Source organism: Oryzisolibacter sp. LB2S (assembly GCF_040732315.1).
In the GTDB taxonomy this organism is placed as follows: Bacteria; Pseudomonadota; Gammaproteobacteria; order Burkholderiales; family Burkholderiaceae_C; genus Alicycliphilus; species Alicycliphilus soli.
Map to the genome: position 1 here is coordinate 2,045,759 of NZ_CP160388.1, position 16,052 is coordinate 2,061,810.

The following is a 16,052-nucleotide window of genomic DNA, read 5'->3' on the forward strand; positions in this document are numbered from 1 at the left end:
GCAGCGAAACAAGAGAGACGATATGCAAGACATCATCCGCTACGCCGTCGACGCCGACGGCATCGCCACGCTCACCATCGACTATCCGGGCAAGACCATGAACGTCATCGACCAGGCGTTCATGGACAGCCTGTCGGCCTGCATAGACCGCATCACGGCCGACGCAGGCGTCAAGGGCGCCATCGTGACCTCGGGCAAGGACGCCTTCGTCGCCGGCGCCGACCTGATCACCATGGAGCAGAACATCGACAGCATGGCCGACATCCCGGCCGACGAGCTGTTCGACAAATGTGCCTCCCTCTCCCGCCTGCTGCGCCGCATGGAGACCTGCGGCAAGCCCTTCGCCGCCGCCATCAACGGCGTGGCCATGGGCGGCGGCCTGGAGATCTGCCTGGCCTGCCACTACCGCGTGGCCTCCGACGCGCCCGGCCTGATGCTGGGCCTGCCCGAGGTGCAGGTCGGCCTGCTGCCGGGCGCCGGCGGCACGCAGCGCCTGATGCGCCTGCTCGGCATCATGGGCGCCATACCCTACCTCATGGAGGGCAAGCACGCCAGCGCCGCCAAGGCCAAGGAGCTCGGCATCATCCACGCCGTGGCGCCAGCCGGCGAGCTGCTGGCCACGGCCAAAAAGTGGCTGCTCGAGTCGCCCAACTGCGTCCAGCCCTGGGATGCCAAGGGCTTCCGGATTCCCGGCGGCAACGCGCTCGACCCGCGCGTGGCGCCGAGCTTCGTGGTCGGCAACGCCATGGTGCAGGCCAACACCTACCACAACCTGCCGGCACCGCACGCCATCCAGAGCTGCCTGTACGAGGGCAGCCTGCTGCCCATGGACAAGGCCCTGCGCATCGAGAGCAAATACCTGTCCACCCTCACGCGCAGCCAGGTCTCGCGCGCCATGGTGCGCACGCTGTTCGTCAGCAAGACCAAGGCCGAGAAGGGTCTGCACCGCCCCGCCGGCCTTGCCCCCTTCCGCTGCCGCAAGCTCGGCATGATAGGCGCCGGCATGATGGGCGGCGGCATCGCGCTCAACGCCGCGCAGCGCGGCATCGATGTGGTGCTGATCGACCGTGACCAGGAGAGCGCCGCGCGGGGCAAAGGCTATGCCGAGAAGGCGCTCCGGCGCCTCGTCGAGAAGGGCCGCTCCACGCAGGAAAAGGCCGACGCCATCCTCGCGCGCATCACCCCGACCACCGACTACGAGCTGCTGCGCGACGCCGACATGGTGGTCGAGGCCGTGTTCGAGGACCGCGCCGTCAAGGCCGAGGTCACGAAGAAGCTCGACGCCGTGCTGCCCGAGCAATGCGTGCTGGCCAGCAACACCTCGGCCATACCGATCACGCTGCTGGCCCAGGCCAGCAGCCGGCCCGAGCGCTTCATCGGCCTGCATTTCTTCTCGCCCGCGGACCGCATGCCGCTGGTCGAGGTGATCCGCGGCCGCAAGACCTCGGACGCCACCCTGGCGCAGGCGCTGGACTTCATCGCCCAGCTCAGGAAGACCCCCATCGTGGTCAACGACCACCAGGGCTTTTTCACGAGCCGCTTCATTGGCGCCTTCGTCGACGACGCCATCGGCATGGTGGCCGAGGGCATCACCCCGGCGCTCATCGAGAACTGCGCCAGGCACGCGGGCATGCCCGTGGGGCCACTGGCCATCACCGACGAGCTGTCCATCGAGCTGGCCGTGCACGCCGGCCAGGCGCAGGCGCGCGACTTCCCCGAGACCTACAAGGCGGGGCGCTCGGTACCTGTGCTCAAGCGGCTGTACGACCTGGGCCGGCTGGGCAAGAAGGTCGGCAAGGGCTTCTACGAGTACGACGAGGCCGGCAAGCGCATCTGGAAGGGCCTGGCCGAGATCTACCCGCTGGCCGCACAGCAGCCCGATCCCCACGACCTGAAGCAGCGCATTCTCTATGTGCAGGCCGTGGAGGCGGCGCGCGCCATGGAGGACGGCGTGCTGCTCAACCCCGCCGACGGCGACGTGGGCTCCATCCTGGGCGTGGGCTTCCCGGCCTACACCGGCGGCCCGTTCTGCTTCATCGACGGCATAGGCCTGCCGGCCTTCGTCGCCGAGGCCGACCGCCTGGCCGACCTGTTCGGCGAACAGCTGCGCCCGCCACAGCTGCTGCGCGACATGGCCGCCAAGGGCCAGACCTTCTACGGCCGCATGGCACGCGCCTGAGGCCGATGAACGCAACGCGTCGAGAATGAGGAAGACCATGCCCAAGCTACGCCAATGCACCCTGGCCCTCGCGGTCGGCATGGCCTTCGCGACGGGCGCCCAGGGGGGGACCGAAGCCCCCCGGGCCCCGGTCCACCCGTGGATGAGCGCCTCCATCATCGCGGCGCAGGCCGCGGCAAGCTCGGATGCCGCACGGGAGGCCATCGCCAGAGAGCGCGCCAGAAAGCTGATCGCCGCGATGACACTCGCGCAGAAGCTGCAGCAACTGACGGGCTCGGTCCCCGAGATCGTTCCCGAGCTGCCCGAGTGCAAGGGCGGCCGCCACGTGCAGGCCATCGCCGCGCTGGGCATCCCGACGTTTCGCGTCACCAACGGCCCGGTCGGTCTGGGCCAGAACGACTGCGTGTCGGCGTCCATCCCCCCGGTGCTCGTGACCCTGCCCACGGGCGAGGAGGTCGACCATTCCTCATACTCCCATCCCTCTTCGGCCAAGGCGACCGCGCTGCCATCGGCCATGGCCGCGGCCGCCTCGTTCGACGAATCCGTGGCGGCCGCCTATGGCGAGCTCATAGGCACGGAGATGCTGAACCTCGCACTGCACGAGTTCGAGGCCCCCGGCATGAACCTCGCGCGCCTGCCCATACTGGGCCGCAACTTCGAATACTTCGGCGAAGACCCCTACCTGACCGGCAGAATGTCGGTCGCCGAGATCAAGGCCATCCAGTCCAAGGGGCTGATCGCCATGGCCAAGCATTTCCTCGCCAACGAGCAGGAAACCAACCGCACCACGATCCAGGAATCCATCGATCGCCAGGTGCTGCGCGAGCTCTACCTGCTGCCCTTCGAGATGTCGGTCAAGGACGGCAGGGTGGCCTCGGTCATGTGCGCCTACAACTATGTCAACGGCCTGCCCTCGTGCGAGAGCCGGGAGCTCCTGACCGACATTCTGCGCAGCGACTGGGGCTTCACGGGCTATGTCCAATCCGACTTCTTCGCCACCAAGACCATGCTCGGTTCCATGAACGCGGGCATGGACTTCATGATGCCGACCCCGCAGCAATGGACGCCGGACGCACTGCGTGCGGCCCTCGCCGACGGCACGACAGTCCAGGCACGGATCGACCAGGCGCTCGAGCGGCGCTACACGCAGATGTTCAAGTACGGCATCTTCGACCGGCCCGTCAAGGCGACACCGATCGACTTCGTCGCCAATGGCAGGGTGGCGCGCGACATTGGCACGCAATCGGCCGTGCTGCTGCAGAACAACGGAGCGCTGCCGTTCAGCCGGGCCGTGCAAAAGGTGGTGGTGATCGGCAAGGCCACCCAGGTCTACGCACAACAGGCGGTCGCGGGTGGCTCCATGGTCGGCAAGACCATGGGCGCCGGCGGCGGCAGCTCCGACGTGGTGCCGCACTACACCGTCTCCCCGGTCCAGGGGCTGCAAAACGTGCTGCGCTCGCTCGGCAACACCAGCGCCACGGTGACGCTGGTGACCGTCGAGGACGACAACAGCGACCTGGCCGCGGCCGTCGCCGCGGCCCGGGACGCCGATGCCGTGATCGTGATGGCCGGCACCATCTCCGAGGAGGGCGCCGACCGCGCGACCTTCACGAGCACGGCCGGCCGGACGCTCGCGGGCAGCGCGGCCGAGGGCAGCGGCCTCGACTGGTACGCGGATCGCCCGAGCAGCATTGCCACGACACTGCAGGCCAGCAACCCCGCGAAGAACAGCCAGACCGTGGCCATGATCAAGGCCATCCAGGCCGCGGCACCGACCAGGACGGCCCTGGTCCTCAAGGACAACGCGGGCGTGGCCATGGACCCTGCCCTCGTCGGACCGGGCGGGCCAGCCATCCTCGAAGTCTGGTTTCCCGGCCAGGAGGACGGCCACATCGTCGCCGACCTGCTGTTCGGCGTGAAAAATCCGTCGGGCAAGCTGCCGGTGACCTTCCCGTTCGTCGGCCAGGGCTTTCTCGACAACGTTTCCGCGGCTCAGTACCCCGGCACGGTGTCGGCCGACGGGGGGACGAACACCGTCGAATACGCCGAGAGGCTGCACATCGGCTACCGCTGGTACGACGCCAACCAGGTCACTCCCGCCTTCCCCTTCGGCCATGGTCTGTCCTACACCACATTCAGCGTGAGCCATGCGCGCGTGGTCGCCAAGGGCGACGGGTACGAGGTGAAGGCGACGGTCCGCAACACGGGCCGCCGCAAGGGGCAGGAGGTCGTGCAGGTCTACGTCAGCCTGCCCGCGCAGGCCGATGGCCTCGGAGCCCCGCAGCCGCCCAGGCGCCTCGTGGGCTTCAGAAAGGTGGAGCTGGCACCAGGCGCCTCCCGTGAGGTCACGATCACCGTCGACCCCGCCGCGTCGAACCATCCGCTGAGCGTCTGGAGCCAGGCCGCCAACCGGTGGGTCACGCCGAGCGGCAACTACAGCTTCCACGTAGGCAACTCGTCGAGGAACCTGAGCACGGTGGCGTTCACGAGATAGCACAGGAGCAGACCCGCCACGCGACGACCAGGCATCTCACCGCGGCCCCGCCGGCACATGCGCAACAGACCACACCATCATTCGCAGGAGACACAACCCATGACCATCACCCCACCCGATCCCGGCACCATCGGCACGCCGCAGGTTCTCCAGGCCAGCGGACTGCGGGAGCTTCTGCCATGAGCGAGCTGTACGACTACATCGTCATCGGCTCCGGTTCGGCCGGTGGCACGCTGGCCGCGCGCCTGAGCGAGGACGGCCAGCGGCGCGTGCTGCTGCTCGAAGCCGGCGACAGCCACAAGTCGATGATGGTGGACATGCCGGCCGGCTGGGGCGCGATGACCTACAACCCGGCCTTCTCCTGGATGCACGAGACCGAGCCCGAGGCCTGGGCCGGCGGGCGCCGCCTGATGATGCCGCGCGGCAAGCGGGTCGGCGGCTCGTCGTCGATCAACGGCATGATCTACATCCGCGGCCACCGCCACGACTACGCAGACTGGGTGGCCGCCGGCGCCACGGGCTGGAGCTGGGCCGAGCTGCTGCCCTACTTCATACGCACCGAGGACAACCAGCGCATACGCAACCGGCTGCACGGACAGGGCGGCGTGCTCACGGTGGCCGACCTGCCCTCCATCCACCCGACCACCAAGGCCATGCTGGAGGCAGCGAACCAGGCCGGCCTCGAGCTGGTGGACGACTTCAACGACGGCGAGGCCAAGGGCGCGGGCGTGTTCCAGGTGAACATGCTGGGCGGCCGGCGCTCCTCCATCGCCCGCAACGCGATCGAGCCGGCGCTGCAGCGCCCCAACCTGAAACTCGTGACCAAGGCCTTCGTGCGCCGCATCGTCATCGAGGGCCAGCGCGCCACGGGCGTCGAGTACCAGCTGCCCGGCGGCGCCGTGCAGACCGCGCGCGCGGGCGCCGAGGTGCTGCTGTGCGCGGGCGCCATCCAGTCGCCGCAGCTGCTCATGGTCTCGGGCCTGGGCCCGGCCGCGCAGCTGCGCGACTTCGGCATCACCGTCGTGGCCGACCTGCCGGGCGTGGGCGAGAACCTGCAGGACCATGCCTGCGTGCCGCTGTCCTGGCGCATGAAGCCGGGCGTGCCGAGCATGAACGGCAACTTTCGCGGCCTGGGCCTGGCCGGGTCGGTGCTGCGCTACATGTTCACGCGCGGCGGGCCCATGACCAGCCCGCCGGCCGAGTTTGGCGCCTACCTCAAGAGCGACCCGGCCCTGCCCTACAACGACATCCAGGTCTTCGGCCTGCCGGTCACGGGCAACGCCGAGGCCCAGACCGACAAGAGCAAGTCACCCCAGCCCGACGCCTTCTCGGGCATGACGCTCGCGCCCTATCAGGTGCGGCCGTTCTCGCGCGGCTCGGTGCGGCTCAAGAGCGCCGACGCCGCCGTGCACCCGGCCCTGCGCATGAACTATCTGGCCGACGAGCGCGACCGCCGCGCCCTGCTGTGGGCGCTGCGATTCTTGCGCGACATGGCCCGGCAACCGGCGCTGGCCGCGCTGGTCGAGGCCGAGATACGCCCCGGCCCCGAGGTGCGCACCGATGCCGAATGGCTGGACTGGCTGGCCCCGCACCTGACCACGGGCTACCACCCGGTCGGCACCTGCCGCATGGGCCGCGCCGACGACCCGCTGGCCGTCTGCACGCCCGACCTCAAGGTGCGCGGCGTCCAGGGCCTGCGCGTGATCGACGCCTCGGTCATGCCCAACGTGATCTGCGGCAACACCAACGCCACCGCCGTGGTGATTGGCGACAAGGGGTCCGACCTGGTGCTCGGCCGCCCCGCCCTGGAGCCGCTGAACGACTGAATTCTTGAGAAAGCCGAACCATGAACTTTGACTTTTCAGACGACCAGAACGCGCTGCGCGAGCAGCTGCGCAAGTTTCTCGCCAAGGAATCGCCCGTCGCGCTCGCGCGCCAGGTGATGGAGCACAAGGGCACGCATGCGGACGCGGTCTGGGCCGGTCTCGCCAGCCTGGGCGTGACGGCGCTGATGCTGCCCGAGCCATGCGGCGGCGCCGGGCTCGGCGCCATGGAGCTGTGCGTGGCGGCCGAGGAGATAGGCCGCCAGCTGAGCCCGGTGCCGCTGGCCTCCACGCTGTACCTGGCCACGCAGGCCGTGCTGCTGGGCGCGAGCGCAGAGCAGCAGCAACGCTGGCTCCCGCGCGTGGCCGATGGCGCGGCCGGCACGCTGGCCGCGCCCCTCGATGGCGCGCCGGACCTGACGGCGCTGCCGCGCTTTGACGGCAGCACGCTCAGCGGCAAGGCGGCCCTGGTGGCCGACGGCCTGATCGCCCAATGGGCGGTGGTGCTGGCCGTGGACGCGGCCCACAGGCCGGTGCTGGTGCTCAGCGCGCTCGCCTCGGGCGTCGCGCGGCGTGCGCTGGCCACGCTGGACCCGTCCAAGCCCTTTGCCGAGCTGACGTTCGACGCCACGCCGGCCGAGGCGCTGGACGCCGGCGCCGACGCCCTCGCGCTGCTGGCGCGCGTGCGCGACCGCGCGGCCATTTTGCTGGCCTTCGAGCAACTCGGCGGTGCCGACGCCGCGCTGGAGATGGCCGCCGCCTACGCGCGCGAGCGCAAGGCCTTCGGCCGCACCATAGGCTCCTACCAGGGCATCAAGCACAAGCTGGCCGACATCTACACCGCCAACCAGATGGCGCGCGCGCATTGCTACTACGGCGCCTGGGCGCTCGCGGCCGACGCGGCCAACCCGGCAGAGCCCGCGCCCGAGCTCGCACTGGCCGCCGCCAGCGCCCGCGTGGCGGCCACGCTGGCCTACGGCCTCGCGGCGCAGGAGAACATCCAGACCCACGGCGGCATGGGCTACACCTGGGAGCTCGACTGCCACCTGTTCTACAGGCGCGCGCGCCAGCAGGCCGTGCTGCTGGGCAACCAGCATGTCTGGCGCGAGCGCATCGCGGCCGAGCTCGAGGCCCGGCTCGATGCGCCCGCGGGCGGCGCCAGCACCAGCACGCGCGGCCCGGCCACCGAGGGCTCGATGGACTTCGACGACTCGCCCGCCGAGGCCGCGTTTCGCGCCGAATGCCGCGCCTGGCTGGACGCCAACGCCACGCTCAAAACCCGCCCCGACGACTTCTTTGGCGCGGGGCAAAGGCCCGAGGCCCGCATGCAGGCGGCGCGCGACTGGCAGGCGCGCAAGGCGGCCGCGGGCTTTGGCGCCATCACCTGGCCGCGCGCCCTGGGCGGGCGCGGCGGCACGCCCATGCAGGAGCTGATCTGGCGCCAGGAAGAGGGCCGCTACAACGTGCCCACGGGCTTCTTCAACGTCAGCCTGGGCATGGTGATCCCGTCGGTCATGGCGCACGCGAGCGATGCTGTGCGCGCCGCCCACATCGCGCCCGCGCTGTCGGGCCAGCACCTGTGGTGCCAGCTGCTCAGCGAGCCCGGCGCCGGATCGGACCTGGGCATGGTGCGCACACGCGCCGAACGCTGCGTCGACGACGCCAGCGGCCAGAGCGGCTGGCGCCTCAACGGCCAGAAGGTCTGGACCTCGCTCGCACAGTTCGCACAATACGGGCTGGTGCTCGCGCGCACCAACCCCGATCTGCCGAAGTTCGAGGGCCTGACCACCTTCTTCATCGACATGAAGAGCCCGGGCGTCACGGTGCGACCGATCCGCCAGGCCGGGGGCGAGTCCGAGTTCAACGAGGTGTTCCTCGAGGACGTGTTCGTGCCCGACAGCCAGATGGTGGGCCAGCCCGGCGGCGGCTGGAAGGTCACGCTCACCGGCCTCATGAGCGAGCGCCTGGCGATCGGCGGCGTGATGCCCGCCGAGCTCTGGCGCACCACGGCCGAGATGCTGCGCGAGACGCCCTTCCTCGGCGCCAGCGCGCTGCGCGACGGCCGCATGCGCGAGCGCCTGGCCGACCTCTACCTCAATGCCCAGGCGCTGTGGCTGCTGCAATGCCGCGCGCTCACCGCCTTGAGCAAGGGCAAGGAGCCCGGCCCCGAGATGAGCGGCGCCAAGAACGTGGCCGCGCACACGCTGCAGGGCTTCAGCTACTTCGCCATCGACCTGCAGGGCGAGCGCGGCGTGCTCGCGGCCAGCGAGCTCGGCGAGCGCTTCGCCCTCGTGGAGCGGCTGTGGTTCGGCGCGGCCGGCATGCGCATCGCGGGCGGCACGGACGAGATCGTCAAGAACAGCATTGGCGAGCGCGTGCTGGGCCTGGCGCCCGAGCCGCGCACCGACAAGGGCGTGCCCTTCAACCAGCTGGGGCGGTAAATGCCGGGCGCTTGGGCGGCGGCGGCCGCAGGGCTGAGTGCGGCCATCGGCATGTGCTGGACGCTGGCTGCGCTGCTGCGCCGCCGGGGCAGCCTGGATGCACGCTCGGGGCTGTACATGATCGTCTCGCTCATGGGCAGCGAGCTGGCCGTGGTGCTGGCCGCGGGCGCCCTGGTTCTGGCGGGCCTGTTCTGGCTGCTGGGCGCGGCCCGTCATCCCGCGGGCCAGTTCGCCCTGCTGCTGCATGGCGTGGCCGTGGCGGGCCTGGCCTGGGCCTGGCTGCGGGGCCTGGGCGCGGGCCACCGCATCGATGCCGTGACCGGTGTGACGACCCCCGCCGGCCCGCGCAAGCTCGACCCCGCGCATTGGCTCAGCCCCATGCGGTTTGCCGACCGCCGCGTGCAATGGCTGCGCGACCTGCCCTACGTGGAAGGAGCGGAAGGCATAGATGGGAGCGATCCGCTGCAGCGCCTCGATGTCATCAAGCCCCGCACGCCGGCGGACAGGCCAAGGCCGGTGCTCATCAACATCCACGGCGGCGGCTGGATCATCGGCAACAAGGGCACGCAGTCCATGCCGCTGCTCATGCACATGGCACGCTGCGGCTGGCTGGTGATCGATGCCGACTACCGCCTGAGCCCCAAGGTGGCCATGCCCGAACACCTGATCGACGTCAAGCGCGTCATCGCCTGGGCCCGCCGCCACGCGGCCGAGCATGGCGGCAACCCGGACTATCTTGTCATCACGGGCGGGTCGGCGGGCGGCCACCTCGCGGCACTGGCCGCACTGACCGCCAACCGCCCCGAATTCCAGCCCGGCTTCGAGGAGGTGGACACCACCGTGCAGGCCGCCCTGCCCCTGTACGGCAAGTACGATTTTCTGGGCCAGCGCCAGGCCGATGCCGTGTTCGAGCGCTTCATGCTCGACAAGAGCATCATGCCGGGCCCCCCAGCCAGCCACGGGGCGCTCTGGCGCGCCATGGACCCGGCCAGCCAGGTCCATGCCGACGCGCCACCGTTTCTGCTGCTGCACGGCAGCCACGATGCGCTGATCCCGCCCGAGGAGGCGCAGTGGTTTGCCCAGCGGCTGCGCGCCGTGTCGCGCCAGCCCGTGCTCTATGCCGAGCTGCCCCATGCCCAGCATGCCTGGGACGTGCCGCACTCACTGCGCAGCGACCTGACCGTCGAGGCGCTGCAGCGCCATCTGCAGCGCCAGCACGAGGTCTGGCAGCGGCGCGGCGGCGCATCGCATGGGGCCGGAGCGCAGGCATGAAACTATTTTTTTTGATAGCTTGTTACGCCCTTCCCTTGGGCGCCAGAGGCGGTTTTGGCTCACAAATGATGCTGGTCATCCACGGCGCGTCGGCATCCCCAAACCGGGAATCTGCCGCCGTCCCGGCAACAACGGTCGCCGCCATTTCCGCGACATCGACAAGCTACCGTCATCCCCGCGAAGGCGGGGATGACGAGAGGACGCACCGCGCTCCGGCGGGCTGGCGCACCTGTGGGTTCCCGCAGTCACGGGCGATGAGGGACTCGACCTCTGCGTGCCAGCCCAGGCCCGCAACTCAGCCGGCCACACCCCGCACCAGGCGCCCGGGCAAGGCCGCGCCCGCTACGCCGTCGCGGTAGGTGAGGTGCCCGCTCACCAGCGTCGCGCGGTAGCCGCGCGCAGCCTGCAGAAAGCGCCGGCCACCGGCGGGCAGGTCGCGCACCATGGTCGGCCGGCCGAGCGCCAGCGCGTCGAAGTCGATCAGGTTGATGTCCGCCTTGAGGCCCGGGGCGATGCGGCCGCGGTCATGCAGGCCGTAGAGCGCGGCCGGGCGCTGCGTGAGCATGTGCACCGCCTGCTCGAGCGTGAAGACGCGGCGCCTGCGCACCCATTCGGTCAGCAGAAAGGTGGTGGCGCTCGCGTCACAGATCGTCCCGACATGGGCGCCACCGTCGCCGAGCGCGGGCACGGTGTGCGGGTGCGAGAGCAGCGTCTCTATGGCGCTGCCGTCGCTGTCGCTGTAGTTGGCCATGGGCAGGTAGACCAGGGCCGTGCCGTCGCCCTCGAGCAGGTAGTCGTACAGCCACTCGGCGGGCTCGCGCCCCGCGCGCTCGGCGCGGGCAGCCACCGAGGCCGAGGGCGGCGGCAGGTAGTCGGGCTGGTCGCCGTCGAGCGGAAACATGCGCCCAAAGGCCTGACCGTAGTACTGCATGAAGACATGGGGCTCATGGTCGGCCTGGCTCAGGATGGCCTCGCGCACCTCGGGCCGGCGCAGCCGGGCGATGCGCTCGGCGATGGGCAGATCCGCCAGCGGCACATAGGCGGGCCGGCAGGAGAACGGATTCAGCGAGGTGTCGAAGCCGAGCAGCACGCCCACGGGCCGGCCTATCACCTGGCCCGTGATGCGCTCGCCGTCGGCGTTGGCGCGGGCAATCATGTCCAGCAGCTGCTCGTGAAACCGCGGCTTGTGGTCGTACTGCACCACGGTGAGCGTGCCGGCGCAGCCGGTCTCGCGGCAGACGCGGCGCAGGATGTCGAACTCGGCCTCGGGCTCGTCGAAGTCCGAGATCATCTGGAACACGGCGCTCGGGTGGCCGGCCAGCGCCCGGCCCAGCCCCACGAGCTCCTCGCGCGCGGCCTCGAAGGTCGGCGTGTGCTCGCCCCGCTTGGTGCGGTGCGCCATGGTGCGCGAGGTCGACAGGCCCACGGCACCGGCCGCCAGGCCCTCGCGCACCAGGCGCTGCATGGCGGCGAGCTCCTCGGCGCTGGCCGCCTCGCGGCGCACGGCGCGCTCGCCCATGGCGTACACGCGCAGTGGGCCATGCGGCAGCAGCGCGGCAATGTCGATGTCGCGCGGCCGGCGCGCGAGCGCGTCGAGGTACTGCGGAAAACTCTCCCAGTCCCAGGCCAGGCCCTCGGCCAGGGCGCTGCCGGGAATGTCCTCCACGCCCTCCATGAGTTCGATCAGCGTCTCCCGGTCCGCAGGCCGGCATGGCGCAAAGCCCACGCCGCAATTGCCCATCACGGCCGTGGTCACGCCATGCTGCGAGGCCGGCCACAGGCGCGCGTCCCAGGTGGCCTGGCCGTCGAAATGGGTGTGAACGTCGACAAAGCCCGGCGTCACGAGCAGGCCGCGCGCGTCGATCTCCTCGCGCCCCGCTGCCAGCCGCGTGCCGACGGCGACGATGCGATCGCCGACGATGCCGACATCGGCCTGCCGTGACGGGCCGCCGCTGCCGTCAACGATGGTGCCGGCGCGGATGACGAGGTCGAAGTCGGGCATCTGTGTCTCCTGTCGGCGCCTGGGCCGCCTGTGTCCTGTGATGGGCGACTCTACGAATTCGGCGCGCCGCCGGGCATCGTCCTTGTGGACGATGTCCGCCTCCACCGGCCACCAAAGAATGCGCCTCATACAAAAGCGATGGGCGCATGGCATGCCGTGCGGCGCCCCGAATAAATGGAGACAAGGCTATGAGCAGGCCCAGGCCGTCCCGGACGGGATCCCCCCACAGCATCGCCATCATTGGCGCCGGCACCAGCGGCGTGGTCTGCGCCAAGGTGCTGCGCCAGCATGGCCTCGAGGTGCAGGTGTTCGAGAAGGGCAGCTATGTGGGCGGGCTCTGGCGCTTCGGCAACGACAACGGCATGAGCTCCATCTACCGCTCGCTGCACATCAACACCAGCAAGCGGGTCATGGAGCTGTCGGACTACCCCATGCCCGAACACATGGCCGAGTTTCCGAGCCACGCCGAGATCATCGAGTACTTCGAGTCCTATGTGGATCATTTCCGCGTGCGCGAGGCGATCCGCTTCAACACCGAGGTGCTGCGCGTCGACAAGCACGAACAGGGCGGCTGGCAGCTGCGGCTGCGCGAGAGCGATGGCAGCGAGAGCACGCAGCGCTTCAGCCATGTCGTGGTCGCCAACGGCCACCATTGGGACCCGCGCATGATCGACTTTCCGGGCCGTTTCGACGGCGTGCAGTTCCACGCGCACCACTACATCGACCTGCACCAGCCGCACGCCCTCGCGGGCAAGCGCGTGGTCGTGATTGGTGCGGGCAATTCGGCGATGGACATCGCCTGCGAGCTCGGCCAGGCGGTGCGCGCCCACGCGGGCTCGGGCCAGGGGCCGGCGCGCGTGATTCTGTCGCAGCGCTCGGGCGTGTGGATTGCGCCCAAGGTGCTGGGCAACCGGCCGCAGGACCGCTCCGTGCGCCACCCCATGAAGCGCCCGGGCCGGTGGGAGAGGCTGCGCCGCCGCTTCATTCCGCGCAGCTGGCGCCTGGCGGCCTACAACATGCTGGCAGAGCATCTGCTGCGCAGCGTCACCGGAGACCCGCAGCGCGTGGGCCTGAAGCCGCCCAGGGAACGCTTCTCGCAGCGCCACGGCACGGTGTCGCAGGACATTCACGCACGGCTGATCCACGGCGACATCACGCCGCGCGGCAACATCACCGAGCTCTTGGGCGACCGCGTGCGCTTCGAGGACGGCAGCATCGAGCCCGTGGATGTGCTCATCCACTGCAGCGGCTACCGCATCAGCTTTCCCTTTCTGGACCCCGAGCTGCTGAGCGCGCCGGGCAACGACATAGCCCTGTGGCAGCGCATGATCGATCCGCGCCACCCCGGCCTGTTCTTTGTCGGCCTGGTGCAGCCCAAGTGCGCCATGATGCCCATCGCCGAGCTGCAGTCGAGCTTCATCGCCGACCTGCTGTGCGGCGGCTACGAGTTGCCCACGCGCGAGACCATGGAGGTGGAGCTGCGCGCGATGCACGAGGGCATCAAGGCCGGCTTCACGCGCTCGGAAAGCCACACCATACAGATCGACTGCGACGAATACAGCCACGACCTGTACCGCGAATGGGATCGCGGCCGCCGGCGCTGAAGCCCCCGCCGCGCGTGCAATGAATCACAAGCCAGGAGACAACATGCTGGACGATATGACGGCCGTGGCGCAGCGGCTCGGCGCGTGGCTGCAGGCCCGCGGGCAGAGCGGCGCCGAGGTGCTGGCGCTGCAGCGCTCGGCAGGCGGCTACTCGAACATCACCCTGCTCGGCGAGATCCGCAGCGGCCCGGGCGCGCAGGCACAGCGCGTCGTGGTGCGCATACAGCCCGAGGGCGCGGCCGTGTTCCCGGACTGCGACGTGGCCACGCAGTACCGCACCATGGAGCTGCTGCAGGGCTCGGGCCTGCCCGTGCCGCCGCTGCTCGGGCTGGAGCTCGACGTGAGCGTGCTGGGCGCGCCGTTCTTCATCATGGGGCGCCTGGACGGCCGCGTGCCCGACGAGAACCCGCTCTACCACCTGGAGGGCTGGTTCCACGACCTGCCGCCCGAGGAGCTGCGCCGCCACTGGTTTGCGGGCATAGACGGCATTGCGGCGCTGGCGCGTCTCGATTGGCGCGCCCTGGGCTTTTCCTTCCTGCTGCCGCCCGAGGGCGTGACGCCGCTGCAGGAGCAGCTGCGCTACCACGAGGACATGCTGCGCTGGAGCGAGGGCCTGTCCGGGCACGGCTACCCGCTCTTGTGGCGCGCCCATGGCTGGCTCGTGGCCCATCAGCCGCACAGCGATGCCGTCGCGCTGAGCTGGGGCGACGCCAAGCTCGGCAACTGCGTGTTCGATCAGGGCCGCCTGAGCGGCATGCTGGATTGGGAACGCCCGGCGCTGTCCGACCCGGTGGACGACCTGGCGTGGTGGCTGATGCTCGACGACTCACTCTCCACGGGCTACGGCGTGCCGCGCCTGGCAGGCCTGCCCACGCGCGAGGAGACGGTCGCCCACTGGGAGCGCGCCAGCGGCTTCAGCGCCCGCCACCTGCCCTACTACGAGGTGTTCGCGGCCTGGCGCTTCTCCATCCTCATGACGCGCATCGGCCGCATCTTCACCGAGCGCGGCTGGGTGCCGCCCGAGGCCGAGATGGATCTGCGCAATGGCGGCAGCCGCCTCGTCGAGCTGCTGGCCGAACTCCACCACTTCTGAGGACGACACCATGAGCCACAGCATAGGGCCGCTGGTCGAAGCGGACGAATTCTTCACCCACCAGATCGTCGATACCTTTGCCAGCGTGCAGCAGAGCGATCTGTCCTGGACCGAAAAGGTCTGCGGCATGGTGGCCGCGCGCGATGGCCGCCTGTCGATGGGCTTCGGCTTTGGCAAGTATGTGAATCGGAACGTGGTCGACGGCTACGGCGGCGTCTCGCGCGGTGTCGAGCAATGGACGGTGCGCGCCAGCCGCGCGCTCGACAGCGATGTCAACAGCATCAACGTCGGCCCGCTGCGCTACGAGGTCATTGCCCCGCTGCGTCAGGTACGGGTGGTGCTCGAGGCCACGGAGCACCAGCCGATCGCCTACGACCTGGTGCTCGACGGCGTGCTGCCCTGCATGGTGGAGGAACGCGAGGACCGCCGTACCCTGAACGGCTACCGCCACAGCGCCAACCAGATCCGCTACCACCAGACGGGCACCGCGCGCGGCTGGATCGAGGTCGAGGGCGTGCGCCACGAGGTCACGCCCGAGGACTGGGTGATGACGCGCGACCATTCCTGGGGCATACGCCCCGCCGTCGGCGCCCCGCTGACCGACCTGCAGCCCGACCCGGTCGATGCGCTCGCGCCGCGCATCCTCGCGGTCTGGAACCCGCTGTTGTTTCAGCGGCCCGACGGCAGCCACTACGGCTTTCACCAGTACTACCTGCTCTACGCGGGCGAGGGCTGGCAGCACGAGAAGATGCAGGGCGGCTTCGAGTACCCCGACGGGCGCCGCGAGGGGCTGCGCCGCATCGAGCCGCGGCTGCGCTTTGACCCGCGCAACCAGCGCCTGCTCGGCGGCGAGGTGGGCCTGACCCTGATGGACGGCAGCCAGCGCGTGCTGCAGATCAAGGTGCTGGGCGACACCGGCTTTCACCTTGGCGCCGGCCTCTACCACGGGCTCGACGGCCATTACCACGGCCAGTGGCGCGGGCCGCTGCTGGTGGAAGGCGAATATTGCGCCGACTGCTCGACGCCCGAGGCCGTGGCGCGGCTCAATCAGTTCCGCGACGCCCTGATCGAGGTCCATGACCCCGTCACCGGCGCCACGGGCTGGGGCAATTGCCAGACCTGGACGCACGGCGAGTAGCGCCTG

At 70.1% G+C, this 16,052-nt stretch carries 9 protein-coding genes; 8 read left to right on the forward strand and 1 reads right to left on the reverse strand.

Annotated features, from left to right (window positions below; genetic code table 11):
- Nucleotides 1–31: 31 nt before the first annotated feature.
- The 5 genes from ABUE11_RS09660 (at nucleotide 32) to ABUE11_RS09680 (ending at nucleotide 10,209) form a co-directional block, all read left to right on the forward strand.
- A complete protein-coding gene (locus tag ABUE11_RS09660; protein ID WP_367068795.1) occupies nucleotides 32–2,179 on the forward strand; it encodes a 3-hydroxyacyl-CoA dehydrogenase NAD-binding domain-containing protein in 2,148 nt (715 codons plus the stop codon).
- Between the two features lie 37 nt (nucleotides 2,180–2,216).
- The gene (locus ABUE11_RS09665) at nucleotides 2,217–4,673 is read left to right on the forward strand and encodes a glycoside hydrolase family 3 C-terminal domain-containing protein (RefSeq protein WP_367065184.1); all 2,457 of its coding nucleotides are present in this window, start codon (nucleotides 2,217–2,219) and stop codon (nucleotides 4,671–4,673) included.
- 179 nt (nucleotides 4,674–4,852) lie between these two features.
- Nucleotides 4,853–6,499: a GMC family oxidoreductase N-terminal domain-containing protein gene (locus ABUE11_RS09670; protein ID WP_367065185.1), complete on the forward strand. Its 1,647-nt coding sequence runs from the start codon at nucleotides 4,853–4,855 to the stop codon at nucleotides 6,497–6,499.
- 20 nt (nucleotides 6,500–6,519) lie between these two features.
- Complete coding sequence (locus ABUE11_RS09675) at nucleotides 6,520–8,937, forward strand: acyl-CoA dehydrogenase (RefSeq protein WP_367065186.1); 2,418 nt, start codon at nucleotides 6,520–6,522, stop codon at nucleotides 8,935–8,937.
- Nucleotides 8,938–10,209, forward strand: coding sequence for an alpha/beta hydrolase fold domain-containing protein (locus ABUE11_RS09680; RefSeq protein WP_367065187.1), 1,272 nt, complete (start codon nucleotides 8,938–8,940; stop codon nucleotides 10,207–10,209).
- Between the two features lie 295 nt (nucleotides 10,210–10,504).
- Here the strand turns inward: ABUE11_RS09680 and ABUE11_RS09685 are convergent, their stop codons facing one another.
- The gene (locus tag ABUE11_RS09685; protein WP_367065188.1) at nucleotides 10,505–12,211 is read right to left on the reverse strand and encodes an amidohydrolase family protein; all 1,707 of its coding nucleotides are present in this window, start codon (nucleotides 12,209–12,211) and stop codon (nucleotides 10,505–10,507) included.
- A gap of 188 nt (nucleotides 12,212–12,399) precedes the next feature.
- Here ABUE11_RS09685 and ABUE11_RS09690 point away from each other — a divergent pair, with 188 nt between their 5' ends.
- Genes ABUE11_RS09690 through ABUE11_RS09700 form a run of 3 tightly spaced genes read left to right on the forward strand, consistent with a single transcriptional unit; the run spans nucleotide 12,400 to nucleotide 16,046 of the window.
- Nucleotides 12,400–13,815, forward strand: a complete 1,416-nt coding sequence (locus tag ABUE11_RS09690) for an NAD(P)-binding domain-containing protein (protein WP_367065189.1) — start codon at nucleotides 12,400–12,402, stop codon at nucleotides 13,813–13,815.
- A gap of 43 nt (nucleotides 13,816–13,858) precedes the next feature.
- Nucleotides 13,859–14,908 carry a phosphotransferase family protein gene (locus tag ABUE11_RS09695; RefSeq protein WP_367065190.1) on the forward strand — a complete coding sequence of 350 codons (1,050 nt, stop codon included), beginning with the start codon at nucleotides 13,859–13,861 and terminating at the stop codon, nucleotides 14,906–14,908.
- A 10-nt stretch (nucleotides 14,909–14,918) separates the two neighbouring features.
- Nucleotides 14,919–16,046, forward strand: coding sequence for a hypothetical protein (locus ABUE11_RS09700; protein WP_367065191.1), 1,128 nt, complete (start codon nucleotides 14,919–14,921; stop codon nucleotides 16,044–16,046).
- Nucleotides 16,047–16,052 lie beyond the last annotated feature (6 nt).